The sequence below is a fragment of the Alistipes sp. UBA6068 genome, from assembly GCF_949428155.1.
Lineage (GTDB): Bacteria > Bacteroidota > Bacteroidia > Bacteroidales > Rikenellaceae > Alistipes > Alistipes muris.
This window is the reverse complement of sequence record NZ_CASQFS010000005.1, coordinates 112,483-138,805: the sequence shown is the minus strand read 5'-3', so window position 1 is coordinate 138,805 and position 26,323 is coordinate 112,483. Positions and strand designations below refer to the sequence as shown.

Genomic DNA, 26,323 nt, shown 5'->3' with positions numbered 1-26,323 from the left:
TTCAGTCTTCGATGATGGCCGTCAGACGCACCCGCCGCATGGGGCGCACCGGGTCGTTGGTCACCAGCAGCAAATGGTCGGTCAGCAGTCCGTATTCCTGCGCCGAGGGGTCGAGCACAAGTTCCACGCGGCAGCTGCTGCCGGGGGCGATTTTGCGGCCCGCCGTCAGCCCCACGCCGAATCGACCACTATGTTCCACCGCGCGGACAATCAGCACGCCGCGCCCCTCGTTCGAGAGGACGAAACTTTTGCGCACCGCGGGCGCCGAATGTTTCACCGGGCCGAACTTGACAATCATGTCGCTCAGTTTCACCTGCGGCGCGTTCTTGGAGGTCACCGCCGCCGGGTCGTCGGCCCCTATCGCATGCGCCGTCAGCGAAACGTCGCTCCTGCGCCCGTCGACCCACACTTCCAGCGCATCGCGTATCGTCCCATAATGGGGTTTCCCGGCAGGAAGCGTATAGCGCAGGTTGATTTCGCCCCGCTCGCCGGGAGCCACCGAACGCGGATAATCGGCTGTGAGCAGCCCGCTCGAAATCCGGGGCCGAAGCTCCAGCCGCACCGGACGGCCGGAGGTATTCGCATAGCCGACAGCCATCTGCTTCTGCCCGCCCTGATATATATAGGTAAAGGCACAGAGCGTTCCGTCCAGCCGGAGCCCGGAGCCCGCCTCGAAAGGATATTGTTCCCCGATCGTCTTCTCCCGCGGCACGACCGTGCCGGAGACCGTCAGCGTCGCGATTTTCTTCCGCTCCGACGAATAGACGCCCAGCGATTTGGAAAAGACGCCCGGCCGGTTCATCGGATCGTAAGTGACCGTCACACGGGTCGAATCGCCGGGCAGCACGGGCCTGCGCGAAAACTCCGGGACGGTACACCCGCACGAAGTCACCACATCGAGCACCACCACGGGCTCCGCGCCCCGGTTGACGCCCGTAAAGGTATGGCTCACCCGCCCGCCGCTCTCCTCGATAGTGCCGAAGTCCCACGCGGCAGGCGCGAACACCAGCTGGGCACAGGTCTCACCCGCGCAGCCCAGCGCCATGAAAATGAGCAATATCCGCGTTATCGAATTCATCGTCATCGGTCGGTTCTGCCATGCAAAGGTACATTTTTTGCGAAAATTTCGCACAATAATTTTGCGGGAATGAAATTTTGCTATATATTTGCACTCCGAAACGATGACACCGAGCGTCGTTCCGAAGCCTGAATAGCTCAGTTGGTTAGAGCACATGACTGTTAATCATGGGGTCCTAGGTTCAAGTCCTTGTTCAGGCGCAGATGTGCGAGGGTTGCACGAGGTTCTTTCAATAGCAAGGTGGTTCTGAAGAGCCGCGGCCGGGATACCGGCAGCGACGAATCCGAAACCTGCGGATAAAATTTTCGCCCGAAAATTTGGAGTTCGCAAAAATTGAATTACCTTTGCAGTCCCAAGCCATTTTTAGGGGAGCTTAGCTCAGCTGGTTCAGAGCGTCTGCCTTACAAGCAGAGGGTCGGGGGTTCGAATCCCTCAGCTCCCACAGAGAAACGAAACATCAAGACAAAGCCACTCTTTCGAGTGGCTTTTGTTGTTATCGGCATGGACGCAATTAGTTGCAGAAGATGCCGATCCGACAAAAGAGCCCGTACGCAATCCGGCTTTGTCTTCGGGGGGGGGTACTTCTTTTAGGCGCCAAGGGGAAAACGAGCGCAGCGAGTTAGTTCCTCAGCGGGTTCCTACAACCTCAGCAGCATGTTCGGCGCAATGGCGTCGATTACTTTCCGCGACACCCCGCAATCCGCGGCAATCGCAGGCCAGCGGGAAGCGGCATCGCAAATTCCGTCTATGATTTGCGGCGCATTCTTGATGTTGTTCCGCGCCGCACATTCCAGCAAATCCCGGCGCGTAATATCGTCGAATTTCCCGTTGACCGACATCTGGTGCGTGCTCGTCCAAACACCGTCGGGATTGTAGGCATAGCCCATATCATACGCGGGCGACAGGCGCCACACACCGTCCTCGCCCATGAGAAACGATATGTTCTTCGTGTGGTCGTCCTGGTTGCGGACCACCACGTTGAAAACCATCCGGCGGAACATTTCCTGCGCATCCGAATAAGGCAGCCGCAGGGCCCGCATGACGTTGAACGCCTGCTCGTAGGAATAGGCACGGTGAATCCCGTAGTCGTAGTGCGCGATGCCGCACAAGGTCTGCATGTGCACCTTTTTCCCGCCGACCCGGTCGAAACGCTTAGTCAGAAAATGGGCCCGGCCGCTCTCCTCGATGAGCGAGCATTCCGACATTTCGATGCCGCACTCGCGCACCAGCCGGGAAAACGAATATTCGAGCCGGCCGTAGTTGCCTGTTTCCCGGAATCCGGCTTCCGCCGACACACCGTCCAGCTTGATCAAGTAGTAGTCGAATCCTTCCGGAGCCTCGATCTGCCCCGAACGCACTTCGCCCGTCGTCTTGTTGTAGGCAATGATCGCCTTGGCCCGCTGCCCGCCGGCCGAGGTGCCGAGCCGCAGGATTTCCGCAATCGCCGCCCGCTTGTCGGCTTTCAGATTGGCCCCGAATTCCGTCTTTTCGGTCAGCGCGTCCCGCGCCACGTCGACCAGCGTGTCGATTTCGATTTTCAGATTCGGGTCGTGAACCATATCCGCCGTCGGCTCGAATTCCAGCGCGCCCATGCACCGCTTGCCCAGGAAGCAGAGCGTCTCGACAGCGTTCCCGCTCGTCCGCCCCGTCAGCGCAAGCCATCGGTCGAACAGCGCACGGCCGTAGGTATCGGGCAGCGAATCCGCCAGCAGCCCGGGCAGCCCCTTGAAAGTCGGCCGGCTGAGCTCGCCGAACGAATAGACGCGCCCCGGCCGCACGGGCATCATCAGCGGCGAGGGCTCCATCCCCCTGCCCGCGAAATCCCGGTCGTACTCGAACTGCGCCACCTCATGCCGGGTGTCCCACCGGAACGTCCCCACATGGGTGCCGTACAGATTCACTCTCGCAACGTCTACCATTCCGATTCCTCTTTGTTCGTCTTCTCAAGGCGGCTCGTCGCGCGCTGCCGCGTCTTCTTGCGCGCCGAATTCACGAGTTCGTAATATTCGCCGGGGCTCAGTTCTTCCTCCTCGACCAGCGGCTGGAAAACATCCAGTTTCCCCAGCGTCCGCAGCAGCCGCAGCAGCGAATCGAACGACCCGATTTCGCCGCCCTCTATCTTTTTTACGGTCGAGAGCGACACTCCGGCCGATTCCGCCAGACTGCTCTGCGTAATGTTCTGCCGCAGTCGAAGATTTTTGATTTTGCTGCCGATGCGCTGTAAAATCATCGTATCGGAAAGCGCATAGAGGTCGCCCATAACAGCCGCGAATTAAACCATTACACCGCAAATATAGCAATAAAATCTGAATTTACAACCATTAACACCGGAATCGCGAACCGCTTTCCCGCATGAACTATTCGGCTGCCTTGCCCCGCTCCCGCATGATGGCCTCGAAATTTTCGACTGCCCAATCGCACAAGGCCGACAGACAGGGATACAGCGATTCGGCCCTTTCGGTCAGCCGATACTCCACCCTCGGCGGCACCTCCGCATAAACCGTGCGCTTTACGTATCCGTCTTCTTCCAGCGTCCGCAGGGTGACCGTGAGCATCTTCTGCGAAATGTCCGGAATCCGGCGCTGAAGTTCCTTGAAACGCAGGGGAGCTTCCCCGTTGGAATGCAGCGTATGCAACACCAGCAACGACCATTTGTCGCAAAACCGCGACAGAATATTGCGGATAGGGCAGCCGGAATATAGGACGGCATCGGTGTCGGTTCTTTTCATGGCTTTTTATTGTACGGTATACAAAAGTAAGCAAATAAATTTTCCACAGCAAACATTTTTTTTCGCATTGCCAACATCCTCGCACCCAGCTTTAGTTACCTGACAGTAACCGACTTACTGCGAAGTGCCTACTTGACAAAGCCAAAAACAGACCCTAATTTTGCGGCGTACAACAAACTCAAAAAGCCATGAAAAATCTCGCGCAACTCTTCGCCGGGCGCAACTGCACGGCAATCGACGCTGGCCGTTTCGACCGCTTGGGCGAATACGTCCTCGAACTCGGACCCGAAATCCGAATCCCCGGCAAGGTCTTCTGCGGGCAGGCCCTGCACGCAACCGGAGCCGAACTTTCGTTCCAGTCGTTCGCTCCCGGGACGGAGACAGGATTCCTACACTCCCACGAGACCCACGAGGAGCTCTATGTATTCCTCTCGGGCCGCGGCGAATTCCAGGTCGACGGCTCCGTCTTCGCGGTCGGGCAGGGGTCTGTCGTGCGCGTGGCTCCCGAGGGCAGGCGTTCCGTGCGCAACGGCGGCGGCGAACCGCTCGTCATGCTCTGCGTGCAGTATCGCGCCGGCACGTTCACCGCCGACGATGCCGCCGACGGCCATATCCTGCCCGGCCCGGTCGAGTGGTAACCACCCCTCCGTCAGCACGAATGCCCGCTTTCACAGCGGGCATTTCTTATAAGGTATGTGCCGAAACGTTTTACAGCCGCTTGACGGAAGCGCTGATGACGAACTGCGCCGGCAGCTCGATGGACGCATTGGCATCGGACTGGCCGTTGATTTTCCCCATCAGAATCTTGATGGCCAGCGTGCCCATGTTGTTGATGGGCTGGCTGACATGGGTAATCGCCGGGTCGAGCAGGTCGAAGTACGACGAATTGTCGAACGACACCAGCGAAATGTCCTCGGGCACGTGCAGCCCCGATTCGCGCACCGCCTTGATGGTTCCGAGCAGAATCGTGTTGCTCATGGCGAAAATCGCCGTCGGGCGCACGCCCGAACTGAGGGCGAGTTTGGTTTCGAGATAGCCGTTGTCCACCGAGAAGCTCGCGCCCCGCACCATCGCCCGGTCGGCAAGTCCCGCGTCCTGCAACACATCCAGATAGCCTTTCACCCGGGCCTTCACGGGCGAGGATTGCAGGTTGCCGCGGATGCAAAGAATATCGCGGTGGCCGCATGCGACCAGATAGCGCACCGCCTCGACGCTCCCCTGGTAGTTGTCGGTGCAAACATACGACAACTCCGAATTATCGTAGTGACGGTCTATCAGCACCACGGGCGTCGCAGCGTTCACGCTCTCAAGCAGCGAGGGGTCGTTGCCACACGGCACCACAATGATTCCGTCGACCTTGTGCGACAGCAGCGACCGGATGCCCGCCTGTTCGTCGGCTTCGCTTTCGACCGAATCGACGATGATGATGGTGTAGCCCAGGCGTTTGGCTTCGGCCGTCACGACCGACGCAATCATGGCGAAGTAGGGGTTGCCGATACACGGCACCACCAGTCCGATGGTGTGCGTGCGGTTGGTCCGCAGCCCCTTGGCCAGCAGGCTCGGCGTATAGCCGCAGCGCTTGGCTTCCGATTCGATCAGCGCAATGGTTTTGGCACTGATGCGGTAGTCGGCGGCCTGTCCGCTCAGCACCCGCGACACGGTCGACACCGAAAAGCCCGTCCGCTGCGAAAGACTGATGATCGTCTCCTTCTTCATACGCCCCTGATTTTTAGTATTCCACCACAAAATTAGCAATTTTTCCATCAAAAACCGCGGCTTTTCGTTGCACTTCTGAAAATTATGAATATATTTGCACAAACGTTTGTGCTAAACAGCAACCCAACCCAAACCCCAATACCAACCCAAAAACCTGCGCAAATGAACAAAATAGTCGTTTTAGGCAGTTCCAACACCGATCTCGTGGTCCGCACCGGCCGCATGCCGCTGCCCGGCGAAACCCTGCTCGGCGAGCAGTTCATGATGACGGCCGGAGGCAAGGGCGCCAATCAGGCCGTGGCGGTCGCCCGCCTGGGCGACGGCGTGACCTTCATCGCCAAAGTCGGCCGCGACATGTTCGGCGACAGCTCCGTGGCGGGCTACGAAAAGGAGGGCATCGACACCCGCACCGTCCTGCGCGACGACACCGCCCCCTCGGGCATCGCCGTGATTACGGTCGACGCCCAGGCCGAGAACAGCATCGTCGTCGTTCCGGGCGCCAACAACAACCTCTCGAAAGCCGACGTCGACGCACTCCGCCGCGACATCGAATCGGCGCAGTTCCTCCTCATGCAGCTCGAAACGCCCGTCGAAGTGGTGGCGCACGCCGCCGCCATGGCCCGCAAGGCCGGGGTCAAGGTGATTCTCAACCCCGCACCCGCTGCCGAGCTGCCCGCCGAGCTGCTCGACGGACTATATATCATAACGCCTAACCGCACCGAGGGGCAGATGCTCACCGGCATCGAGATCAGCGATTGGGAGAGCGCCGAGCAGGCCGCGCAATCGTTGGTCGGCAAGGGGGTGCAGAACGTCGTCATCACCCTCGGTTCGCAGGGTGCGCTGGTCTGCGACGGCAAAAACTTCGAGCGCATCCCGGCCCGGAAAGTCAAGGCCGTCGACACCACCGCCGCAGGCGACACCTTCAACGGCGCCATGTGCGTGGCCCTCTCCGAGGGGGCGACCCTTTCCGACGCCGTGCGGTTCGCTTCGCGCGCTTCGGCCATCGCCGTCACCCGCCTGGGCGCTCAGGCGTCGATTCCCTACCGCAAAGAGCTGGACGGCAAGGAGTAACTTTTCGGCAGACCGGGTAAGCCGCATCCAATGCACCTTTCCGCCAAGCCGGATGCAGAGCCGAACTCGTCCAAGCCCTCCCGAAACCGAAAAAGCAACATACCAACAAACTACATAAACCTACCAACCTCATGACGCACTTTTTACACCGAGTTCTCGCCGCAGGCATCGCGCTGCTGACCGCGCTGCCGCTGGCGGCACAAAACCGCACGGTGACGGGTACGGTCACCGACGCCCGCAGCGGCGAACCCCTCGTGGGTGTTACGGTCACCATCCAAGGTACCACGCTCGGCGCCACAACCGGGCTCGACGGCGTTTATACGCTGCAACTCCCCGCCGATTTAGCGGGGGGGGGAATCCTGCACTTCAATTATTTAGGGTATAACCCCGTCCAGGAAACCATCGGCTCGCGCACGGCCGTCGACGTACAGTTGGCCGAGGAAGCGCGTTCGCTCGACGCCGTGGTGGTCATCGGCTACGGCACGGCCACCAAAAAGGAGCTGACCGGTTCGGTCGCCAGTCTCGGCAGCGACGACATGAACACCGGTTCGTTCACCTCCGCCGCAGGGCTCCTGCAAGGCAAGGTCGCCGGTCTCACGGTCACCAATCCCAGCGGCGGCGACCCGGCCGCTTCGTTCGAGATCATGCTGCGCGGCACCAACACCCTCGCCGCCGGGCAGGGTCCGCTGGTCATCATCGACGGCGTCGTGGGCGCCGACATCCGCAACATCAACTTCCAGGAGGTCGAGAACATCGACGTGCTCAAGGACGGTTCGGCCGCCGCCATCTACGGCACGCGGGGTACCAACGGCGTGGTCATCATCACGACCAAGCGCGCCAGCAAGGGTTCCACTTCGCTGGAATACGACGGACAAGTGAGCGTCCAGACCGTGCTGAACCGCGCCAAGCCCATGTCGGCCCGGGAGTTCGAGCACACCATCAACAACTACGCCCCCTCCAACGCCGGGTCGCTCTACGGCTACGACACCGACTGGTTCGACGAAATCACCCGCACCCCCATCAGCCACAAGCACAGCGTCGCTCTCTCGGGCGGTTCCGAGAAGTTCTCCCACCGCACCATTCTCAATGTCGAGCAGAACCAGGGCTTGCAGCGCCGCAACACGGCCAACAAGTACATGTTCAAGACCAACATCCGCCAGTCGGTGCTCGACGGATGGCTCGACCTCGACTACAACGCCTTCTACACCCGGCGCGACGCCCAGCCCGCCAATTACGACGCGTTCCGGCAGGCGTTCTTCCACAACCCCACCGAACCTGTCTACGACCCCGCCAACAAGGAGGCGGGCGGTTACAGCCGCATCGTCGGCATGGACTACTTCAACCCCGTGGCCATGGTCAGCGAGCGGACCGAGAACAACACCTCCGATGACTTCGGCGCAAACGTTCGCGCTTCGCTCAACATCCTCCCCGTCAAGGGGCTCAAGTGGGACAATTTCTTCGCCTACAACATGCAGCGCTACGAGTCGCGGAGCTATTCGACCCGTTACTACCCCTCGCTCATCGGCACCGACGGGCGCGCTTCGATCTACAATTCCTACAGCAACGACATCCAGTGGGAGAGCACCCTCAACTACATCCGCACGTTCGGCAAGCATAATTTGCAGGCGCTCCTCGGCTACACCTACCAGTGGGGCATGAACCAGTATGCCGAAATGGCCAACGAGGGCTTCGACAACGACCTCTTCGGCACCAACAACATCGGCGCGGGTTCGGCCCTCCAGCAGGGCACCGCCAGCATGGGGTCGCACAAGGAGGCCAACAAGTACATCGCTTTCTTCGGACGCGTCATGTATAATTACGACGACCGCTACTTAGTGTCGGCTTCGCTCCGTCGCGACGGTTCCTCGCGCTTCGGCACCGACCACAAGTGGGGCTGGTTCCCCGCCGTGTCGGTCGGGTGGCGCCTGTCGAACGAATCGTTCCTGCGCGACGCCGAGTGGCTCGACGAGCTCAAAATCCGCGCAGGCTACGGCGTCACGGGCAACCAGGACTTCGACAACTACCGTTCGCTGCTTCTCATGCGCGCCAAGGGCTACTTCTACAACAACGGCAAGTGGCAGAGCACCTATTCGCCCAAGAGCAACGCCAACCCCGGACTGGGCTGGGAGAAAAAGGCCGAATGGAACGTCGGTATCGACTTCTCGTTCTTCAGGGGGCGTCTGTCGGGCGCCGTCGACTACTATTCGCGCCGCACGACCGACCTGCTCTACGAGTACGACGTGCCCGTCCCGCCCTACGACTACAACGTCTACTTCACCAACGTCGGCGAGGTCCGGAACCAGGGCGTCGAAGTCACCCTGTCGGGCATTCCCGTCGTCACCCGCAATTTCCGCTGGACCACCACGCTGACCCTGGCCCACAACACCAACAAGCTGGTGAAGTTCACCAACGAGGAGTTCAAGAACCAGGAGTACAAAATCGGCTGGCTCAACACCCCCGTAGGCGTCTACTGCCAGCGGCTCATCGAGGGGCAGAGCCTCGGCGCCTTCTACGGTCCGGTGTGGGAGGGCGTCGACCCCGAAACGGGCAAAGATATTCTCAAGAATTCCATCGCCGGGTCGGTGGCCGAAAGCAAGTGGGAATATCTCGGTTCGGCCTATCCCGACGTCACGCTGGGCTGGAGCAACAATTTCACCTACCGCAACTGGGAGCTGGGCTTCACCCTGCGCGCTTCGGTCGGCGGCAAGGTCTTCAACAACATGCGGGCCGAGTTCGAGAACATCAACGGCATCGGTCTGCGCAACATCATGGCTTCGTGGCTCGACGACCCGACTTTCACCGGGCAGGTCACCTACTCGTCGAAATACCTCGAAGACGCTTCCTACCTCAAGCTCGACAACATTTCGCTCGGCTATTCCATCCCGTTCAAGCCCACGAGTAAAATCAAGCGGCTCAAGCTCTACTTCGCGGCGCAGAACCTCTTCTGCCTGACGGGCTATTCGGGCGTCGACCCCGAAGTCTCGCTCATGGGGCTCACCCCCGGCATCGAAAGCCCGCGCTATTACCCGCGCACCCGCGAATTCACTTTCGGCATGAACCTCAAATTCTGACGCAACGCCATGAAAACATCCATAAAAGCCCTATTCCTGTCGGCGGGTCTCCTCTTCGCGGCCTGCACCGACCTGAGCGAGGAGGTCTACTCCGACATCCAGAAAAAGGATTTCTTCACCTCCGAGGAGAGCCTGCGCATCTACGCCGCCCGGGCCTACAACATGTTGCAGGCCTACGGTTCGGAGCAGAGTCTCTGGACGCTCAACATCCAGGCGGGCGACGAGCTGGCCGCCCCCAAGAACTGCGTCAACGACTGGGTCGACCCGCGTTACGCCGAGTTGCAGCGGCACACCTACACCCCCTCCAACAAGCTCGTGCGCATGGGTTGGGACTATTGTTTCGACGGCATCGCCGCCTGCAACGACGTGCTCCACGAAATAGAGAACAATTCGCTCGAATTCGACGGCAAGGCCAAGATTCTGGCCGAGGTGCGTATCCTGCGCGACTATTTCTACATGTTGGCCATCGACGGCTGGGGCAACGTCCCCTTCTCGGTCGACGCGGCCGACAAGAACTATCCCGAGCAGAAAGACCGCAAGTTCGTCTTCAGCTTCATCGAGCGCGAAATCCTCGACAACATCGGCTTCCTCGAAGAGGTTCCCTCGCCAGCCAACTACGGCCACGTCACGCAGGGCATGGCCTACACGCTGCTGGCCAAAATGTACCTCAACGCCGAAAAGTGGGTCGGGGAGCCCATGTGGGACAAGGCCGAAAAGGCGTGCCTGGCCGTCATGAACCCGGGACACTACCAGATCGAGGCCAATTACTCGGCCAACTTCGCAGTCAAGAACGAGGCGTCGCGCGAAAACATCTTCGTCATCCCTTACAGCACTGTCTACACCCAGTCGGACCACAACGATTTCGTCATCTTCATCCTCACGCTCAACCAGCAGCTGTGCAAGCTCTACAACATCCCCGCCGCCGGGTGGGACGGCTTCATCGCGCAGCCCGATTTCTTCGCGTCCTACGATGAAGCCGACACGCGCCGCGCCAAAACATGGCTCTACGGCGAGTTCAGCGGCGCCGACGGCACCTTCACCATCAGCCCCGAGGTTCCCGAGGAGGCCTACGCCAACGGCCGCTCGCTCCACATGGGCGCTCCCGTGGGCAAGTGGGAGTACCAGACCGACGGGCTGCTCAAGAGCGACCAGACCAGCATGGACAACGATTTCGCCGTCTTCCGCTATGCCGACGTCGTGCTGATGTACGCCGAGGCGTGCCTGCGGCAGGGCAAGGCCGCCGAAGCGGTCGCCCACGCCGATTTGCAGGCTGTCCGCACCCGCGCCGGGCTCGCACCCTTCACCGCCGCCACCCTCACCGAGGAGAGCCTGCTGGCCGAGCGCGGCCACGAGCTCGCCGTCGAGGGCTGGCGCCGCCAGGACCTCATCCGCTTCGGCAAGTACAACGGCACCTGGTGGTGCAAGCCCTCCGCGTCGCCCGCCTACACCGAGCTCTACCCCATCCCGCGCGAGCGGCTCGGCGCCAACCCCAACCTCAGACAGAATCCCGGTTACACCAAATAAACCCCTCCCATGACCCAACTCAAATACATCGTCACCGCCCTGCTGCTCCTGCTCGCAGGCAGCACCGCAGCCCGCAGCCGTTCCATCTCCATGGAGGAGCTGCGCGACAAAATCGCAGGCGCCTGGATCGGCCAGATGGTCGGCAACATCTACGGCCTGCCTTTCGAGAACAAGTTCGTCGGCGAGCCCGGCAGCGAAGCCGACTTCCCCTACGGCTACTCGAAGAACCTCGCCAAGCTGGCGCAGTACGACGGCGCTTTCTCCGACGACGACACCGACATCGAGTATCTCTACCTCACCCTGATGGAGAAATACGGTTCGGAGCCCACCTACGCCCAGATGCGCGAGGGGTGGATGTACCACATCCGCGACCGCGTGTGGCTCGCCAACCGGGCCGCGCTGGGGCTCATGCACTACGGGTTCACGCCCCCGTTCACGGGCAGCGCGCAGTACAACCCCCACTGGTACCAGATCGACCCGCAGCTCATCAACGAAATATGGGCCTACACCGCCCCCGGCATGACGGCCTACGCCGCCGCCAAATCCGAATGGGCCGCCCGCATCACCAGCGACGGCTGGGCCACGTCGCCCACGGTCCACTATGGGGCCATGTACGCCGAAGCGTTCTTCTGCCGCGACGTCCGCAAGCTGGTCGAAACCGCGTTGAAGTACCTGCCCGCAGGCGACCGCTACGCCGCCACCGTGCGCGAGGTGCTCGCCCTCTACGACGCCCACCCCTCGTCGTGGCAGACGGCCCGCGCCGAGCTCGCCCGCAAATACTACCACGAGGAGGAGGCCATGACCAAAACCATCTGGAACGCCAATCTCAACGGTGCGATGGGCATCCTCGCCCTGCTCTACGGCGGCGGCGACCTCCAGCGCACCATGGACATCGGGTGCGCCGCAGGTTTCGACTGCGACAACCAGACGGCCACCATCGGCGGGCTCCTGGGCGTCATGTACGGCGCCAAGGCCATCCCCGACGCCCTTTCCAAGCCGCTCGCGGGGTGGACCAAGCCGTTCAACGACCGCTATATCAACATCACGCGCTACGACATGCCCGACGCCTCCATCGACGACATGATCGACCGCACCGTGGCTCAGGCCGTTGCGCTGGCCTGCTCCAAGGGCGGACGCGTTGTCAAGACCGCCAAGGGCGAACGGCTCTCGGTCGACACCCGGGCCCGTTTCGTCGCGCCGCTCGAATTCTGCGTCGGTCCCCAGCCCCGCATCGAGGCCGGCACGCCGGTCGACCATTCGTTCGCATGCGTCACCAACGCCGGCTGCGACTGGCAGCTGGCCAAAGGCACCCTGCCCGAGGGGCTCGCTTTCAGCAACGGCCGGCTCTCCGGCACCGCCGCCCGTCCGGGCAAGTACCCCGTCACCCTCTCGCTCTCCAAGGGCACGCAGCGCATCGAAAAGGAATTCACCCTCGTCGTGCGCGGCCGCAACATCGCCCCGCAGGCCGATTCGGTGCTGGCCAACGTGCGCAACGTCAACAAGGAGCATCTCTACAACTGCTGGATCACTTTCGGCCATCCCATGTACGCCGACCACGTCGGGGTCATCAACGACGGCGTGCGCTACGGCGCCGGGTCGGTCTTCTACACGCTGGCGGCCGAGGCCTGCATCCCCAAGGTCGACTACTTGGGCTACGAGTTCGCCGCGCCGCGCAAAATCGGCATGGTCGCCCTCGACATGGGCTGCATGGAGGAGTTCGGCGGCTGGTTCTCGTCCATCGCCGTCCAATACCGCGACGGGCAGGGCCATTGGCACGAGGTGAGCGGCTGTTCCGTCTCCCCCGGCCTGCCCGCATCGGACGAGGTCTTCATCCAGCCCCATTTCGTCGAATACCTCTTCGAGTTCGAGCCCGTCGAGACCACCGCCGTCCGCATCATCGCCGACACCAAGGTGCAGCCCCATTGGAACAAGGCCACCAAAAACACCTCGGCGTTCCTTTCCGTCACCGAACTGAGCGTCTATGAAGCCGAATAAAATGAAAATCTTCCGCCATACCCTGCTGCTCGCCCTCGCATGGGCCGCAGCCTGCACCCAGCGGCCCGCCGCCGAAGCCGAGCTCTCCACCGCCGCCCTGCGCGACAAAATCATGGGCGGCTGGGCCGGACAGACCATCGGCGTGGTCTACGGCGCCCCCACCGAGTTCAAGTTCACCGGAACGACCATCCAGGACTACCACCCCATCGCGTGGAACGACCACTTCGTGAAATACTGGTGGGACAAGAAGCCCGGTCTGTTCGACGACATCTACAACGACCTTACGTTCGTCGAATCGTTCCAGCAGCTGGGGCTCGACGCCACCCCCGAGCAGCTCGCCCGCCGCTTCGCCGACGCCGAGTACCACCTCGCCCACGCCAACCAGGCCGGGCGCTACAACATCCGCAACGGCCTGATGCCGCCCGCTTCGGGCCATTGGCTCAACAACCCCCACGCCGACGACCTCGATTTCCAGATCGAAGCCGACTTCATCGGGCTCATGGCTCCGGGCCTGCTGCCCGAGGCACTCGACATCGCTTCGCGCGTGGGCCACATCATGAACAGCGGCGACGGGTTCTACGGCGGCGCTTTCGTGGCCGGGCTCTACTCCGCGGCTTTCGTCTGCGACGACCCCGTGCGGATTCTCGACATGGCGCTGGAGCCCATCCCGGCCGAAAGCCAGTTCTACCGATGCGTCGACGAGGTGCGCCGCTGCTACCGCCGCAACCCCGACGACTGGGAGGCCTGCTGGTTCGAGCTCCACAAGAAGTGGAACCGCGACGTGGGCTGCCCCAAAGGGGTCTTCCTCAGCTTCAACATCGACGCCAAAATCAATGCGGCCTACGTGGCCGTCGGGCTGCTCTACGGCAAGGGCGACTTCGCCCGCTCCATCGAAATCGCCACCCGCTGCGGGCAGGATTCCGACTGCAATCCCGCTACGGTGGGCGGCGTCCTGGGCGTCATGCTCGGCTACTCCGGCATCCCGGCCAAGTGGCTCGACCCGCTGAAAGAAATCGAGCAGCTCGACTTCGAGGGCACCGACGTTTCGCTCGCCAAGGCCTACGACATGAGCTGCGCCCACGCGCTGGAGATGATAGGCCGCGCAGGCGGCAGCGTCACGGCCGACAAGGTGACCATCCCGCAGCGGCGGCCCGAGGTGCTGCCCCTCGAACAGAACTTCACCGACACCTACCCCACCTCGCGCAGCCGCATGGACTGCTTCCTGCGCGACCGGCTGACGTTCGATTTCGACGGCAACGGCTTCATCGTCTGGGGCAACCTGGTCTGCCTGCGCAGCGTCACCGAAGACTACGTGCACCGCGTGTCGATGCGCCACATCGGTTCGGAGGTCTTCGGCCTCGCCGAGTTGGACGACCCCTACGTGGCCGAGCTCGAAATATGGATCGACGGCCGGCTCGACCAGCGCGTGCGCATGCCCATGAAGAACACCGACCGGCGGCTCGAACCCGCCTGGCGCTACCTGCTGCCCGAGGGACACCACACCGTCGAACTGCGCTGGCTCAATCCGCAGCGGGACTATCTGATTCGCTTAAACGATTTAGCAACCTATTCGTCCATCGACCCGATGAAGAACTGACAACATGAAAAAGCTACTATTCACCGTACTTTGCGCCGCGGCGCTGGCAGGCTGCAACAGCCGCACGGCCATCCCCTACGGCGGGACCGTCACCTTGAGCGAAGAGGTGTTGCGCGACAAAATCAAGGGCGGCTGGGCCGGGCAGACCATCGGCTGCACCTTCGGCGGCCCCACCGAATTCAAGTACAAGGGCGGCATCATCCACGACGAGGTGCAGTTCGTGTGGTACGACGACTACGCCTGGGACACCTTCATGGAGGACCCGGGGCTTTACGACGACGTCTACATGGACCTCACGTTCGTCGAGGTGATGGCCCGCGACGGCATCGACGCTCCGGCCGAGAACTACGCGCTGGCTTTCGCCAATGCCGACTACAAGCTCTGGCACGCCAACCAGGCGGCGCGCTACAACATCCTCCACGGCATCATGCCCCCCGCCTCGGGCCACTGGAAGAACAATCCCCACGCCGACGACATCGACTTCCAGATCGAGGCCGACTTCATCGGAATGCTCACGCCGGGCATGCCCTCCAGCGGCACGGCCCTGTGCGACCGCATCGGCCACATCATGAACTGCGGCGACGGCTACTACGGCGGGGTCTACATCGGGGCCCTCTACTCGCTGGCGTTCGTCTGCGACGACATCGAAACACTGGTCACCGAAGCGCTCCGCACCATCCCGGCCGAGAGCCGCTACCACCGCTGCATCGCCGACGTCATCGGCCTGTGGCGCACCTACCCCGACGACTGGCACCGCTGCTGGTTAGAGACCGAAAAACGCTACGGATTTGAAAAAGGGTGCCCCGAAGGCATTTTCAACGGATTCAACATCGACGCCGTCATCAACTCGGCCTATGTGGTCATCGGCCTGCTCTACGGCGAGGGCGATTTCTTCCGCACGATGGACATCGCCACACGCTGCGGGCAGGATTCGGACTGCAACCCCGCTTCGGCGGCGGGCATTCTGGGCGTCATGCAGGGCTACGAGGCGATTCCCGACAAGTGGAAACCCGCCATCGAGAAGTGCGAGGAGATCGACTTCCCCTACACCTCCATTTCGCTCAGGCGCATCTACGACCTCAATCTTCAGCTGCTGACCGAGTTCATCCTGCGCGACGGCGGTTCGGTCGCCGACGGGCAGTACACCATCCGGCTGCAGGAGCCGCAGACCGTGCCCTACGAAGAATCGTTCGAGGGCATCCGGCCCGTCGAGCGCCGCGTGCTCAAGCGTCAGTTCAACGATTCGCTGACGCTCCGTTTCACGGGCAACAGCGTGGTGGTCATGGGACAGATTACGCGCGTCAACCTCACCGACCAGCCCTATACGGCCCGCATCGAATGTTCCGTCGACGGCCGGGTGGTCGAGACGACCGAAATGCCCTACGACTACATCAAGCGCAAGTACGACATCTTCTACACCTACTGCCTGCCCGAGAACGGGGAGCACGAGCTGACGCTGCGGGTGCTCAACCCCAGCCCGGACTACGTGGTGGAGGCCAAGGAAATGGTCGTCTATGAACAAGAACAAGCATAAACCCATGCGTATGAATCTGCTGGCCATCCTCGCCCTCGGCCTGGCCCTCGCGGGCGGCTGCGGCGAGAAGGAGCGCGCACTGCCCCCGGCGCCCGACAAGTTCGTCCGCTACGCCTGCGAAATCGGCGTGCGGAGCGAAATCCTCGGGCAGAACGTCCAGACAGCCGTGCTGCTGCCCCGGGACTACCTGTCCAACCCCGAGCGCCGCTACGGCGTGGTCTACCTGCTCCACGGGCTGGGCGACACGCACAAGTCGTGGAACGACCAATGGCTGCGCATCGAGAACACCGTGGCCCAATGCGAAGCCGCCGGGCTCGGCGACATGATCTACGTCATGCCCTCCGGCTTCCGCTCCTACTACGTGAACCGTCTCGACGGCAATTTCGACTACATGCAAATGTTCGCCGAGGAGCTGGTGCCCTATGTCGACAGGACCTACCGGACCCTCGCCGACCGCGGCCACCGCGCCGTGGTGGGCTATTCGATGGGCGGCTTCGGAGCGATGATTCTGCCCTCGTGCCACCCCGAGCTCTTCTCGGTGTCGGTGCCGCTGAGCATGTCGTTCCGCACCGACGAGCAGTACATGTCCGAACCCGCTTCGGGGTGGGATTCGCAGTGGGGCGCCATCTTCGGCGGCAAGGGGCTGGCCGGAGAGGCGCGCCTGACCGACTACTACAAGGCCCACTGCCCGTTCTACATGTTCACCCGCGAAAACGCCGCACAATATGCCGACGTGGCCTATTACTTGGACTGCGGCGACGACGAGGAACAGCTTCTGGTCGCCAACGACCGGCTGCACGGCCAGCTGCGCGACATCGGCTTCGCCCACGAATACCGCGTCCGCAACGGCGCCCACACGGGCGACTACTGGCGCGGAGCGATGCCCGAGGTGCTGCGCTTCATCGACTGCCGTTTCAACGGCCGTGCGTTCGACGCCCCGGCGCGGAACACCTACACGCCCCACAAAGCGACCCGCCGCACGGCCGAACTGGCCGGAGTGCAGGCCGAGGTCTTCACTCCGTCGGACTACGACCCGCAGCGCAGCTACACGGCGCTCTATCTGCTGCACGACGGCACGCTGCCGCTCACGCCCGACGAGTGCTTAAACGTTTTAGCAACCACTCAGAACGCCAAGCCGTTCGTGCTGGTCGCAGCCGACGCATCGGCCGCCGGCTTCCCGCTGGAGAAGTTCATCGCCGCGGCCGAAGAAGCGTTCGCCCTCGGTGCGGACAGCGAACACCGCCTGTGCATCGCCGCGGGAGAAGCGGGACGGACGGCCTATGCCGCCACGGCTGCGAAGTCGCCGTTCAACGCGCTGTTCCTGCTCGATGCGGCCACGGACCCCGAGACGGCCCCGTCGCCCGAAGTCTTCTACTTCATCGCGCTGACCGACGAGGGACGCAACTATGGCCCGGCGAACCGGCTCTATGAAACCTGCCACGCGCAGGGAATCGGCTTCGAGTACCGCGTCGCGGAGGGCACCCCGGCCGATGCGGGAGCGGCGGAACGCTGCCTGGAAGCCATGCGCCCGACCCTCGGCGAGAAAATCCGAATCCAATAAAAAACCACCTAAAAAAATCTATCGGCTATGTTTATCGTTGAAAGCTATTCCCTGGCCATCGTGTTCTGCTTCGTCACGATGCTGTGCTGGGGCTCGTGGGGCAACACCCAGAAGCTGGCCCAGAAAAGCTGGCGCTACGAACTCTTCTATTGGGACTATGTCATCGGCATGGTGCTGGCGGCCCTGCTGCTGGGTCTGACGATGGGCAGCACGGGCGACGCAGGACGCAGTTTCCTGGCCGACCTCGGGCAGGCGTCGGGCCGAAGCATCGGCTGGGTCGTGCTGGGCGGCGTGATATTCAACGCCTCGAACATCCTGCTCTCGGCATCGACCGCGCTGGCGGGCATGTCGGTAGCCTTCCCGCTGGGCGTAGGGCTGGCGCTGGTGCTGGGCGTCGTCATCAACTACGCAGGCCAGCCCTCGGGCAACCCGGTGCTGCTTTTTGCGGGCGTGGCGCTGGTCGTGGCGGCCATCGTCTGCAACGGCATCGCCTCGGGCATGCACCAGCGCAACAGCGGCACGGCGGCCAAGACCAACACCCGCGGACTGCTGCTGGCGGCCGCGGCGGGCATCCTGATGTCGTTCTTCTTCCGCTGCGTGGTCAAGGGCATGGCCGTCGACAACTTCGCAGCCCCGACCCCGGGCATGATGACCCCCTATTCGGCCATCTTCGTCTTCTCGCTGGGCGTGCTGGCGAGCAACCTGCTCTTCAACACGCTGGTCATGCGCTATCCGTTTGCGGGCGAACGCGTCCGCTACGCGGAATATTTCGGCGGCACGGCCAAGACCCACGGCGTAGGCATGCTGGGCGGCGCCATCTGGTGCCTGGGTTCGCTGGCAAGCTACATCGCCTCGGGCCCGGCCGGAACGGCCGTCTCCTACGGACTGGGGCAGGGCGCCACGATGGTGGCAGCGTTCTGGGGCGTCTTCATCTGGCGCGAATTCCGGGGCGGCACGCGCCGTGTGAACCTGCTCATCGCGCTGATGTTCGTGCTGTTCCTGACGGGGCTGGGGCTGATTATCCTGGCCGGCAACTAACGACCGCGACACTTCATTCACTAACCTAATAAAACAAAAAGCTATGAAAAAACTCTTTTCGGCATTCGCCGCCCTGCTGATGGGTGCGGCCGCCATGGTCTCGTGCAACGACAGCAACGATAACGGAGGGGGGGGGAACGGGCCCCAAGGACCTCAATACCGGGTTAAAACCTACTCGCTGGTAGGCGACGGCTGGGCCGACGTTTACCAATACACCTACGACAGCGAGGGCCGTGTGACCCACATCTACCGCGAAGAAGGCAAGGACTACACACTTGTCTACGACGGCAGCAAAATCACGATGACCAACTCGGGCAACCGCTACGCCGAAATGGAACTCGGCGCGAACGGCTATGTGGCCAAGATGACCGACGAATGGGACGACGTCCGCGAATACGCCTACGACGCCAAGGGCCACATGACCCAAATCAAGAAGAACGGCGAGGTCGTGTCGGAAATCGCCTGGGAGCAGGAATGCCTCGTAACGTGGACCCGCACCCGCGACGGCGAGCTCCAGACCAAGAACCACACCTACACGGGCACGCCCAACACCAACCGCATCTTCAACATACACAGCGAAGCCTCCGACCCGAGCCGCTGGCTCTACGAGACAGGACTGTTCGGCAAACCGTCGGTCTACCTGTGCGAATCGAGCAAGTGGGCCCACTCGGAGACGGCCGCAGTCTACACCTACGACACGGACGACAACGGCTGCGTAGTGAAAGAAAACAAGAACTACGGCGGCGAAATGGAGTACTTCGAGTACACGTGGGAGAAGATCGAGTAAAACGTTTTAGCAACCCCCATGAAGCACCGGCCGCCCCTTGCAGGGCGGCCGGAATTTTTGCGGAGGGGCCTTTAGCAGGGTGGGTGGGTCCGGCTGCGGATTTTTTCGGCGGCGGCCTTTGGGGCGGAGCGGGATTTGCACTACCTTTGGGCCATGGAGACGCTGACGCAGATATTGGTCGACTGGGGCTACGGAGGACTTTTCGTGGCGGCGGCGATTGCAGGCAGCGTCGTGCCGTTCAGCTCGGAAGCGGTGCTGGCAGTGCTGCTGGGCATGGGCGCCGACCCGCTGGGGTGCCTGGCTGCGGCATCGGCGGGCAACACGCTGGGCGGCATGACGTGCTACTGGATCGGCACGCTGGGCCGCACGGAATGGATTGCGAAGTTAGGAGTGAGCACCCGCCAACTGGCCCGGGCCCGGAAATTCATGGCGGGCCGCGGCGCCATGATGGGCTTCTTCGGCTTTCTGCCCGTCATAGGCGAAGCGATCGCCGTGATGCTGGGGCTCATGCGCGCGAACCCGTGGACAACGGGCGGCGCGATGCTGGCGGGCAAGGCCCTGCGCTATCTGGCCGTCGTACTCTCGTACAAAGGAATCGTCTCGCTTTTCTGACCCTATGGAAACCCGGATACTGAAAACCGACACCCCGCCGTGGGAACTGCTTCTGCTGGGCGACGAATCGCCCGAATCGGTGGCCGACTACATCGACCGCGGCGACTGCTACGTAGCTACGGCCGAGGGGCGGACCGTAGGAGTGTGCATGCTGATACGCACCCACCCGTTCACGGCCGAAATCGTCAACCTGGCGGTCGACCCGGCCTACCAACGCCGCGGCATCGGCACCGACCTGATATTCCATGCGCTGCGGGTGACGCGGGAAGCGGGCTGCCGCCGCATCGAAATCGCGACGGGCAGCGTCGAAAACGGCCCGCTGCGCCTCTACCGCTCGTTCGGATTCGAGCCCGTGGAAACCGAACGCGACTACTTCCCGAAATACTACCCGTCCCCCATCGTCGAAGCGGGCGAAGAATGCCGCGACCTGGTGCGCCTGCGGATGGAACTCTGAACCTATGGCCGCAGCGTGGAACCCGTGGCACGGATGCCGCAAGGCGAGCGAAGGCTGCCGCAACTGCTATGTCTACCGGCAGGATGCGCAACACGCCCTCGACAGCAGCGAAGCCCGCAAGACGGCGGCATTCAACCTGCCGGTACGCCGCAGCCGCGACGGCCGCTTCAAAATCGCGGCGGGCGAACGGGTCTACACATGCTTCACGTCGGACTTCCTGCTGGAAGAAGCCGACGCCTGGCGCCCCGAAGCGTGGACAATGATGCGCCTGCGCCATGACCTGCGGTTCATGTTCTTCACGAAACGAATCGAACGGCTGCGCGAAACGCTGCCGCCGGACTGGGGCGAGGGCTACGAAAACGTGACGGTCGGCTGCACGGTGGAGAACCAGGAGATGGCCGAACGACGGCTTCCCTGCTTTCTTGAAACACCGATCCGCCACCGGGTAATCGTTTGTGCACCCCTGCTGGGGCCGCTGGACCTCAAGCCGTGGCTGACGCCCGCCATCGAAGAAGTGTCGGTCGGCGGCGAATCGGGGCCCGAAGCACGAATCTGCGACTACGACTGGGTGCTTGCCGTCCGCCAGCAATGCGTCGAAGCGGAAATACCGTTCTGGTACCATCAGACGGGCGCACGGCTTCTGAAAGAGGGCCGTCTGTACCGCATCCGCCGCGAATACCAACACGCACAGGCCCGCAAAGCAGGGATAGACTACAAGATAACGGACAGAGAATAACGACCGTCGCCCCGGAACACTCTGCCTTTCCGGATTCCCGTCCCGGCCCTGGAAGTCCCGAACCCTCGGCATCCCCCCCCCAAAAAACAAAAAGGCGAAAAGTGCCTGCGCACCTTTCGCCTATGACCTTTCAACGGGCCGGGGCTTAATCTTCGGCCGAAGCGAGCGGCGAGGGCACCGAATAAACCCGTGCGGCCAACTCCTTGTCGAGCATATACAAGCCGAACTTGTTGCCCTCGACAGCCTCGAACGACTGAATCATGCCGCGGGCGTTCTCCTCCTCCTCGATCTGCTCGTCGATGAACCAAACGAGCTTATTGGACGAAGCGAAATCGCGGTCCTCGGCGGCGATGGCCGCCAGGTTGTGAATCATGGCGGTGACCTTTTTCTCGTGCTCCAACGTGTCCTTGAACATGTCGAGGGGCGACGCCCACGAAGTACGCACCTCGGCGATAGGCGACAACTTAACCTCAGCATCGCGCGAGAGGAGGTAGTTCATGAAGATACGGGCATGGTCCTGCTCCTCGCGGAACTGGATGTAGAACCAATTGGCGACCCCCTTGAAACCCTTGTTCTCGGCGTCGAGCGACATGGAGAGATAGAGGTAGGCCGACCACAGCTCGGCATTGATCTGCGCATTGAGCGCGTCGTGCAACTTCTTGCTTAACATAATGGTATGGTTTGGAATTGTCCGGAATATTATGTTCGGCAAAGATACGACAGAATACGCGATGTTGGCACGAAAAACCAATCATATTAACCGATGCGGCCATAAGAAACGCCTATAACGCCCTGCGCCCGCCATTCCGGGAGGGAAAGCGGGCGCGAGAAAAAACGGCGGACGGCTAATCGTCGATGTCGACCAGATTGAACTGCCGGTCGAACTTCAGATCGAGCCCGTTGCTGAGGCCGACCTCGAAACCGCGCCGGTCGCGGTCGATGCTCTCGATAAGGACGCCGGGAAACTGCTTCCCGACCTGCTCGCGGATGACCGGGGGCACGATGGCGGCGGGCACGACACCGCGCCGGGTCCCGACCTCCTTCCACTCGCCGTTGCTGGCGAACTCGACCGAAACGCCGTCGGCGAAGACGACCTTATAGTCGTTGTTGAACAAATCGTCGTCGACCTTGGCATACAACACTTCGGACCCGGCAAAATGGGTCCGGATAAACTTCCGGGCGGCGTCGGGCAGCTCCTCGACGGAAACGGGCCTGTCGGCGAAAGCCGCAGCGGAAACGAAACCGACGGAACACAAAGCGACCGCCGCAAGAACGAAATACTTTTTCATAGACTGCATTTTAAAAACAAAGGTCTGCGGGCAAATACCCGACCAAAGGCAAAAATAAAAACAATCCGGCTATTTCCAACCCTGCCGGACGACAAAAAAACGAACACCGCCCAAAAACCGACCGAAACGGATATTTTGCAGCGGATTCCCCGCGGCCTGCCGCGCACCGGGCGCAACGGGGCTGCTAAAACGTTTTAACACATCTGATCAAGTGCGGGAAATTTCCCGACGGGGAACGCGGACACAAAAAAAACGGACGGCCATGAGGCCGCCCGCGGAACCGGAAAAAACCGGGAAGACTACTGCTTGTCGGTCTTGACCTGGCAAGCCTTCGAGCCGTCGTAAGCCCACTTGACGTAGATAGCGCCCCACGTATACCCGCCGCCGAACGCGGAGAGGATGAGGTTGTCGCCGGGCCGGAGCTCCTTCTCGTAATCGTAGAGACAAGTAGGAATCGTAGCGGCGGTAGTATTGCCGTTGCGGTCGATATTGATCATGCACTTGTCGGCCGTGATGCCCATACGCCGTGCGGTGGCGTCGATGATGCGCAAATTGGCCTGGTGGGGCACGAGGTAACGGATGTCGTCGCCCGTGAGGTTATGCCGCTCCATCATCTCGACCGACACGTCGGCCATCTTGGAAACAGCGGCCTTGAAGACGGCCTGCCCGTCCCAGGTGATGGTATGCCAATTGTTGGCCACGGTCTCGGCCGAAGCGGGGAAACGCGAACCGCCCGCCTTCATGTAGAGCTGCAACTCGCCGGAACCGTCGGACCGCAGCATGGAATCGATGACGCCCAACCCCTCGGTATTGGGCTCGAGCAACACGGCCGCGGCGCCGTCGCCGAACAACGGACAAGTGGAACGGTCGGTATAGTCGATGATGGACGACATCTTGTCGGCGCCGACGACGATGACCTTCTTACCGCGCCCCGACTCGATGAACGAAGCACCCGTAGTGAGGGCGAAGAGGAACCCGGAACAAGCGGCCGAAACGTCGTAGGCGAAAGCATTCTTGCACCCGGCCTGGTCGGCGATGAGGTTGCCCGTCGAGGGGAAGAACATGTCGGGGGTGATGGTGGCGCAGATGACGGCGTCGATCTCCATGGGGTCGATGCCGGTCTTGTCGAGGAGGTTCATGACGGCGCGGGCACCCATGTAAGAAGTACCGATACCCTCGCCCTTGAGGATATGACGCGTCTTGATACCCGTATGCGAAGTGATCCACTCGTCGTTGGTGTCGACCATCGTACTCAACTCGTCGTTGGTCAGAAGGTAATCCGGCAGATACTGCCCGACACCCGTAATCGCTGCTGTTATCTTTCCCATTTGTTGTTAGCTTGAATGATTAGTTGTTGAATGCACGCTGCAACTTGGCCGTCACCTCGGTGCGGATGCAGCGCTCGGTGGTCAGAATCATGTTCTTGATGGCCAAGGGCGACGAACACCCGTGCCCGATGACGACGGGAGCGTTGACGCCCAAAACAGGCGTACCGCCCACGTTCTCGTAATTCATGGCGTCCCAGAACGCGTTGCCGCCGCCGAGCGCCTTGTTGATACGGTAGAGCCCCTCGGCCATCTTGAGGACCGTATTGCCGACGAAACCGTCGCAGACGATGACGTCGGCGACCTTGCCGGAGAAGATGTGCGACCCCTCGACGTTACCGACGAAATTGATGCGCTTCTCGTCGCGCAACAACTCGTGGGCGGCCTTGACCTGCGCGTTGCCCTTGGTCTCCTCCTCGCCGATATTGAGGACGGCGACGCGCGGCGACGCGATACCGAGGACCGACTCGGCGAAAATCGACCCGATGAGGCCGTACTGCGCGAGCACCTCGGGCTTGCAATCGACGTTCAGACCCACGTCCAACAACAAGGCCGGACGTCCGGCAGCCGTAGGCACGAGGGACGAAATCGTAGGCCGGATGACCCCCTCGATGGGCTTGACGGCGTACATGGAACCGACCATCATGGCCCCGGTGGAACCGGCGCTGGCGAAACCGTGGACGGCCCCTTTGGCGAGGTAACCGAACCCGACGGCAATCGACGAATCGGCCTTGGCCTGGAAAGCCTTGGCGGGGTGGTCGCCCATCTCGATGACCTCGGTCGTGGGAACGATGTCGAACCGCTCGGCGGGGCAACCCTCCGCGGCGAGCACGGCCCGGATCTGCTCCTCGCTGCCGAAGAGGACGATACGGCTCTCGGCACCGACGGCCTCCAACGCCATGACAGCGCCCTTGACCGCGGCCTCGGGAGCGAAATCACCGCCCATGGCGTCTACACCTATCTTTAACATAAGTTGTACGATTAGGTTTTACATAATGGTCTGCCGCCCCGCGACAACGGGAACCGGCTCCGCACGCGACGGACCGCAACGACAGAAACCGAAAAAGAGCCGCCACCCCCGAAAACGGGACGCGCTCTTTCCGGAAATCCGCCCTATTCGGCAGCCTTCTTCTCGATGGCGAGCTTGCCGCGGTAGAAACCGCACTCGGGGCAAACCCGGTGGTAAAGCGTGGCAGCGCCGCAATTGGAACAAGTAACGACCGTGGGAACCGCCGCCTTGTAATTGGTTCTTCTCTTGTCACGCCGCGTCGACGAGACTTTGTGTTTAGGATGTGCCATGGTACAAAAAAATTATTTAGTTCAACATATTCTCTACTTACTGCCGGAGTGCTCCTCGCTCTCCAACTGCTCCCGGAGCGCCGCGAGCTTCTCCCAATCACCGCCCTTAGGCGTCTCCTGCCCGCTGCGGGCCTCTATCCGGGCGAACTCCTCGCCGGAGACGATGCGGAAACGCCGGAGCATCTCGGGGTCGCAGCCGCCCTCGGGATGGACCCGCTGGTAAGGCAACGACAAAACGATACTTTCGTAAATGTATTGTGCCAGATCGACCTCGTCCTCGCCGGGAGCCAACCACAAAACCTCGCCGTCGTACTCCTGCGGCTCGTTGGAAAAACGGACCAACAAACGCCCCTCGAAATCGACGGGGATGCGGCAATCCTCCAAACAACGGTCGCAAGCGACGACCACGCCGCCGTGGATGGAAACGTCGAGGGAAAGCTGTGTCTCGGACTTGACGAGGGCCACGGAAACGCCGCACTCGCCGTCCTTGATGTCCACGCTGCCGAAAGCCCCGAAAAAAGCACCGCCGACCTTGAAAGAAAAGTCGTGGGACCCGTTTTTCAACCCTTTGTAAGCAATGGAATATCCTTTCGCTGCATCCATCTGAACACAAATAGTGCGCAAAGCTACGAAAAAATAAGACATCTGCAAAGAAAACGGCGCGATGTTTTCTATAATTAAAGGACGCGAACGGCGCAGAACCCACTTGCTTTTACTCGCGGCTTGCGCTATCTTTACAGAACATAGGCTACGTATCGGCCCGGCTAAGAGCCGGGTTTTATGAACCGAGACACCAACAAGAAACTTGCTTTTACTCGCGACTTGCGCTATCTTTACAGAACATAGGCTACGTCTCGGCAAAATGCAAACAAGTTTGCTTTTGCCCTCGGCTTGCGCTATCTTTGCA

General features: G+C 61.6%; 24 protein-coding genes and 2 tRNA genes. 15 read left to right on the top strand and 11 right to left on the bottom strand.

Annotated features, from left to right (window positions below):
- Nucleotide 1: 1 nt before the first annotated feature.
- The gene (locus tag QVG21_RS04430) at nt 2–1,078 is read right to left on the bottom strand and encodes a DUF1573 domain-containing protein (protein WP_287922594.1); all 1,077 of its coding nucleotides are present in this window, start codon (nt 1,076–1,078) and stop codon (nt 2–4) included.
- A gap of 126 nt (nt 1,079–1,204) precedes the next feature.
- Between QVG21_RS04430 and QVG21_RS04425 the strand changes: the two genes are divergently transcribed.
- Together QVG21_RS04425 and QVG21_RS04420 are read left to right on the top strand one after the other, a co-directional pair.
- A tRNA-Asn gene (locus QVG21_RS04425) sits at nt 1,205–1,278 on the top strand.
- A gap of 167 nt (nt 1,279–1,445) precedes the next feature.
- Nucleotides 1,446–1,520: transfer RNA gene (locus QVG21_RS04420), tRNA-Val, on the top strand.
- 196 nt (nt 1,521–1,716) lie between these two features.
- On the opposite strand, the gene QVG21_RS04415 is transcribed toward QVG21_RS04420, so the two are convergent.
- From QVG21_RS04415 to QVG21_RS04405, 3 genes are all read right to left on the bottom strand, one after another.
- The gene (locus QVG21_RS04415; protein WP_287922592.1) at nt 1,717–2,997 is read right to left on the bottom strand and encodes a type II toxin-antitoxin system HipA family toxin; all 1,281 of its coding nucleotides are present in this window, start codon (nt 2,995–2,997) and stop codon (nt 1,717–1,719) included.
- Nucleotides 2,991–3,338, bottom strand: coding sequence for a helix-turn-helix domain-containing protein (locus QVG21_RS04410; RefSeq protein WP_287922590.1), 348 nt, complete (start codon nt 3,336–3,338; stop codon nt 2,991–2,993). Before QVG21_RS04410 ends, QVG21_RS04415 begins: the two co-directional genes overlap by 7 nt.
- Nucleotides 3,339–3,435: 97 nt before the next feature.
- A complete protein-coding gene (locus QVG21_RS04405) occupies nt 3,436–3,807 on the bottom strand; it encodes a winged helix-turn-helix transcriptional regulator (RefSeq protein ID WP_287922588.1) in 372 nt (123 codons plus the stop codon).
- 188 nt (nt 3,808–3,995) lie between these two features.
- On the opposite strand from QVG21_RS04405, the gene QVG21_RS04400 reads away from it, so the two are divergent.
- Nucleotides 3,996–4,445: a cupin domain-containing protein gene (locus QVG21_RS04400; protein ID WP_287922586.1), complete on the top strand. Its 450-nt coding sequence runs from the start codon at nt 3,996–3,998 to the stop codon at nt 4,443–4,445.
- Nucleotides 4,446–4,515: 70 nt separating this feature from the next.
- Here the strand turns inward: QVG21_RS04400 and QVG21_RS04395 are convergent, their stop codons facing one another.
- A complete protein-coding gene (locus tag QVG21_RS04395; RefSeq protein ID WP_251213858.1) occupies nt 4,516–5,523 on the bottom strand; it encodes a LacI family DNA-binding transcriptional regulator in 1,008 nt (335 codons plus the stop codon).
- Between the two features lie 162 nt (nt 5,524–5,685).
- Here QVG21_RS04395 and rbsK point away from each other — a divergent pair, with 162 nt between their 5' ends.
- From rbsK to QVG21_RS04335, 12 genes are all read left to right on the top strand, one after another.
- Nucleotides 5,686–6,594, top strand: a complete 909-nt coding sequence (gene rbsK, locus QVG21_RS04390; protein WP_287922583.1) for a ribokinase — start codon at nt 5,686–5,688, stop codon at nt 6,592–6,594.
- 131 nt (nt 6,595–6,725) lie between these two features.
- Entirely contained in the window at nt 6,726–9,665 is a 2,940-nt protein-coding gene (locus QVG21_RS04385; protein WP_287922581.1) for a SusC/RagA family TonB-linked outer membrane protein, read from the top strand.
- 9 nt (nt 9,666–9,674) lie between these two features.
- Complete coding sequence (locus QVG21_RS04380) at nt 9,675–11,189, top strand: RagB/SusD family nutrient uptake outer membrane protein (protein ID WP_287922579.1); 1,515 nt, start codon at nt 9,675–9,677, stop codon at nt 11,187–11,189.
- A gap of 9 nt (nt 11,190–11,198) precedes the next feature.
- A complete protein-coding gene (locus QVG21_RS04375; RefSeq protein WP_287922577.1) occupies nt 11,199–13,184 on the top strand; it encodes an ADP-ribosylglycohydrolase family protein in 1,986 nt (661 codons plus the stop codon).
- On the top strand, nt 13,171–14,781 hold the full coding sequence (locus QVG21_RS04370) for an ADP-ribosylglycohydrolase family protein (protein WP_287922575.1): 1,611 nt from the start codon (nt 13,171–13,173) through the stop codon (nt 14,779–14,781). The genes QVG21_RS04375 and QVG21_RS04370 overlap by 14 nt, the downstream gene beginning before the upstream one ends.
- A 4-nt stretch (nt 14,782–14,785) precedes the next feature.
- Nucleotides 14,786–16,315 carry an ADP-ribosylglycohydrolase family protein gene (locus QVG21_RS04365; protein ID WP_287922573.1) on the top strand — a complete coding sequence of 510 codons (1,530 nt, stop codon included), beginning with the start codon at nt 14,786–14,788 and terminating at the stop codon, nt 16,313–16,315.
- Nucleotides 16,296–17,876: an alpha/beta hydrolase gene (locus QVG21_RS04360; protein ID WP_287922571.1), complete on the top strand. Its 1,581-nt coding sequence runs from the start codon at nt 16,296–16,298 to the stop codon at nt 17,874–17,876. Before QVG21_RS04365 ends, QVG21_RS04360 begins: the two co-directional genes overlap by 20 nt.
- Nucleotides 17,877–17,903: 27 nt before the next feature.
- Nucleotides 17,904–18,914, top strand: coding sequence for a multidrug DMT transporter permease (locus tag QVG21_RS04355; protein ID WP_287922569.1), 1,011 nt, complete (start codon nt 17,904–17,906; stop codon nt 18,912–18,914).
- Nucleotides 18,915–18,957: 43 nt separating this feature from the next.
- Entirely contained in the window at nt 18,958–19,701 is a 744-nt protein-coding gene (locus tag QVG21_RS04350) for a DUF4595 domain-containing protein (RefSeq protein ID WP_287922567.1), read from the top strand.
- Between the two features lie 153 nt (nt 19,702–19,854).
- Complete coding sequence (locus QVG21_RS04345) at nt 19,855–20,313, top strand: YqaA family protein (protein ID WP_287922566.1); 459 nt, start codon at nt 19,855–19,857, stop codon at nt 20,311–20,313.
- Between the two features lie 4 nt (nt 20,314–20,317).
- Entirely contained in the window at nt 20,318–20,767 is a 450-nt protein-coding gene (locus QVG21_RS04340) for a GNAT family N-acetyltransferase (RefSeq protein ID WP_251213869.1), read from the top strand.
- Nucleotides 20,768–20,771: 4 nt separating this feature from the next.
- Nucleotides 20,772–21,503 carry a DUF5131 family protein gene (locus QVG21_RS04335; protein ID WP_251213870.1) on the top strand — a complete coding sequence of 244 codons (732 nt, stop codon included), beginning with the start codon at nt 20,772–20,774 and terminating at the stop codon, nt 21,501–21,503.
- Nucleotides 21,504–21,648: 145 nt separating this feature from the next.
- Here QVG21_RS04335 and QVG21_RS04330 read toward each other — a convergent pair whose 3' ends face one another.
- From QVG21_RS04330 to QVG21_RS04305, 6 genes are all read right to left on the bottom strand, one after another.
- Nucleotides 21,649–22,173: a ferritin gene (locus QVG21_RS04330; protein WP_251213871.1), complete on the bottom strand. Its 525-nt coding sequence runs from the start codon at nt 22,171–22,173 to the stop codon at nt 21,649–21,651.
- A gap of 175 nt (nt 22,174–22,348) precedes the next feature.
- Nucleotides 22,349–22,792 (bottom strand): PepSY-like domain-containing protein, encoded by a 444-nt coding sequence (locus QVG21_RS04325; RefSeq protein ID WP_287922562.1) that lies wholly within the window; start codon nt 22,790–22,792, stop codon nt 22,349–22,351.
- A gap of 299 nt (nt 22,793–23,091) precedes the next feature.
- The gene (locus QVG21_RS04320) at nt 23,092–24,120 is read right to left on the bottom strand and encodes a beta-ketoacyl-ACP synthase III (protein WP_251213873.1); all 1,029 of its coding nucleotides are present in this window, start codon (nt 24,118–24,120) and stop codon (nt 23,092–23,094) included.
- A 19-nt stretch (nt 24,121–24,139) separates the two neighbouring features.
- The gene (gene plsX / locus QVG21_RS04315) at nt 24,140–25,087 is read right to left on the bottom strand and encodes a phosphate acyltransferase PlsX (RefSeq protein WP_275556993.1); all 948 of its coding nucleotides are present in this window, start codon (nt 25,085–25,087) and stop codon (nt 24,140–24,142) included.
- A 143-nt stretch (nt 25,088–25,230) separates the two neighbouring features.
- Nucleotides 25,231–25,416: a 50S ribosomal protein L32 gene (rpmF, locus tag QVG21_RS04310; RefSeq protein ID WP_251213874.1), complete on the bottom strand. Its 186-nt coding sequence runs from the start codon at nt 25,414–25,416 to the stop codon at nt 25,231–25,233.
- Nucleotides 25,417–25,449: 33 nt separating this feature from the next.
- Nucleotides 25,450–26,019, bottom strand: a complete 570-nt coding sequence (locus QVG21_RS04305; protein ID WP_287922559.1) for a YceD family protein — start codon at nt 26,017–26,019, stop codon at nt 25,450–25,452.
- Between the last annotated feature and the right edge of the window lie 304 nt (nt 26,020–26,323).

Bases quoted from the DNA above. Each gene is read 5' to 3' on its own strand.
- QVG21_RS04430 (WP_287922594.1), bottom strand. From the start codon at position 1,078: ATGAATTCGATAACGCGGATATTGCTCATTTTCATGGCGCTGGGCTGC.
- QVG21_RS04415 (WP_287922592.1), bottom strand. From the start codon at position 2,997: ATGGTAGACGTTGCGAGAGTGAATCTGTACGGCACCCATGTGGGGACG.
- QVG21_RS04410 (WP_287922590.1), bottom strand. From the start codon at position 3,338: ATGGGCGACCTCTATGCGCTTTCCGATACGATGATTTTACAGCGCATC.
- QVG21_RS04405 (WP_287922588.1), bottom strand. From the start codon at position 3,807: ATGAAAAGAACCGACACCGATGCCGTCCTATATTCCGGCTGCCCTATC.
- QVG21_RS04400 (WP_287922586.1), top strand. From the start codon at position 3,996: ATGAAAAATCTCGCGCAACTCTTCGCCGGGCGCAACTGCACGGCAATC.
- QVG21_RS04395 (WP_251213858.1), bottom strand. From the start codon at position 5,523: ATGAAGAAGGAGACGATCATCAGTCTTTCGCAGCGGACGGGCTTTTCG.
- rbsK (WP_287922583.1), top strand. From the start codon at position 5,686: ATGAACAAAATAGTCGTTTTAGGCAGTTCCAACACCGATCTCGTGGTC.
- QVG21_RS04385 (WP_287922581.1), top strand. From the start codon at position 6,726: ATGACGCACTTTTTACACCGAGTTCTCGCCGCAGGCATCGCGCTGCTG.
- QVG21_RS04380 (WP_287922579.1), top strand. From the start codon at position 9,675: ATGAAAACATCCATAAAAGCCCTATTCCTGTCGGCGGGTCTCCTCTTC.
- QVG21_RS04375 (WP_287922577.1), top strand. From the start codon at position 11,199: ATGACCCAACTCAAATACATCGTCACCGCCCTGCTGCTCCTGCTCGCA.
- QVG21_RS04370 (WP_287922575.1), top strand. From the start codon at position 13,171: ATGAAGCCGAATAAAATGAAAATCTTCCGCCATACCCTGCTGCTCGCC.
- QVG21_RS04365 (WP_287922573.1), top strand. From the start codon at position 14,786: ATGAAAAAGCTACTATTCACCGTACTTTGCGCCGCGGCGCTGGCAGGC.
- QVG21_RS04360 (WP_287922571.1), top strand. From the start codon at position 16,296: ATGAACAAGAACAAGCATAAACCCATGCGTATGAATCTGCTGGCCATC.
- QVG21_RS04355 (WP_287922569.1), top strand. From the start codon at position 17,904: ATGTTTATCGTTGAAAGCTATTCCCTGGCCATCGTGTTCTGCTTCGTC.
- QVG21_RS04350 (WP_287922567.1), top strand. From the start codon at position 18,958: ATGAAAAAACTCTTTTCGGCATTCGCCGCCCTGCTGATGGGTGCGGCC.
- QVG21_RS04345 (WP_287922566.1), top strand. From the start codon at position 19,855: ATGGAGACGCTGACGCAGATATTGGTCGACTGGGGCTACGGAGGACTT.
- QVG21_RS04340 (WP_251213869.1), top strand. From the start codon at position 20,318: ATGGAAACCCGGATACTGAAAACCGACACCCCGCCGTGGGAACTGCTT.
- QVG21_RS04335 (WP_251213870.1), top strand. From the start codon at position 20,772: ATGGCCGCAGCGTGGAACCCGTGGCACGGATGCCGCAAGGCGAGCGAA.
- QVG21_RS04330 (WP_251213871.1), bottom strand. From the start codon at position 22,173: ATGTTAAGCAAGAAGTTGCACGACGCGCTCAATGCGCAGATCAATGCC.
- QVG21_RS04325 (WP_287922562.1), bottom strand. From the start codon at position 22,792: ATGAAAAAGTATTTCGTTCTTGCGGCGGTCGCTTTGTGTTCCGTCGGT.
- QVG21_RS04320 (WP_251213873.1), bottom strand. From the start codon at position 24,120: ATGGGAAAGATAACAGCAGCGATTACGGGTGTCGGGCAGTATCTGCCG.
- plsX (WP_275556993.1), bottom strand. From the start codon at position 25,087: ATGTTAAAGATAGGTGTAGACGCCATGGGCGGTGATTTCGCTCCCGAG.
- rpmF (WP_251213874.1), bottom strand. From the start codon at position 25,416: ATGGCACATCCTAAACACAAAGTCTCGTCGACGCGGCGTGACAAGAGA.
- QVG21_RS04305 (WP_287922559.1), bottom strand. From the start codon at position 26,019: ATGGATGCAGCGAAAGGATATTCCATTGCTTACAAAGGGTTGAAAAAC.